This window comes from Nocardioides pyridinolyticus (assembly GCF_054653575.1).
The window spans coordinates 1-853 of record NZ_BAAIFY010000080.1 but is presented as its reverse complement, the minus strand read 5'-3'; the positions used below and the strand labels follow the sequence as shown (position 1 = coordinate 853).

At 69.3% G+C, this 853-nt stretch carries 1 protein-coding gene; it reads right to left on the bottom strand.

Going from position 1 to position 853, the window contains the following annotated elements; translation table 11 throughout:
* Nucleotides 1-729, bottom strand: a 729-nt coding sequence (locus ACYQ0U_RS22735; RefSeq protein ID WP_459976159.1) for an IS110 family transposase, incomplete at its 3' end; no start/stop codon positions are given.
* Nucleotides 730-853 lie beyond the last annotated feature (124 nt).

Genomic DNA, 853 nt, shown 5'->3' with positions numbered 1-853 from the left:
GTCCCAGTCGCCCAGCTCGACCGCGAGCGCGAACCCGGTCAGCGTGGAGATACCTCGCAGGCAGCACAGCCGGCGCGTCACGGCGGTGAACTCGCTGTCCGCAGCCATCGCCGCGATCGCGGCATCGAGGCGGGCACGTCGCGCCACAGCGAAGTCGACGGCTTCCCGGTCGGCCTCGTAGGCGGCCTGGGTGGCTGTCTGGTCGAACCGGATCGAGTTCAGCCACGTCGTGTGCTTCCCAGTCCAGGCGTTCCCGCCGTAGTACACGTGACCGTGGCGCAACAGCAGCTTGGACACCCGATGCCGGGCACGCATCAGATCGCCGCGGACGTCCTCACGGGCCCGGACCAGGTCCCGGGCGGACTCCTCGCTGACGCTCGGGACCCGCACCGGCACGATCTGCCCGACCTGAAGCAGCTGGGCCAGCAGCAGGGCGTCCTTCGCGTCGGTCTTGACTCGATCGCCGGGCGGCCGGGTCAGCTTGGACGGTGCGGCCACCTCGCAGCGGATCCCGGCTGCGGTGATGGCTCGGTACAGCCCGAACCCGGTCGGCCCGGCCTCGTAGGTCACCGCCACCGGGCCAGGCATGCTGCGCAGCCACTCCACAACCACCGCGCTGCTCGGAACCAGCCGCTGCTTGAAGACCTCACCGGTCACGGCGTCCAGACCGGCCGCCACGACCGACCTTGCGTGCACATCCAGCCCGACACTCGTACGCTCAGAAAACACCGGGGCCTCCTATGCCTGTGGATAGGTCGAGCAGGCTGCTCCTGCCCGACAACCCACGTACATGCATGTGAGAGGCCCCGGCCTGCAACCCCTCAACCCGAGGCGGTCACCTCATACCGTCTGA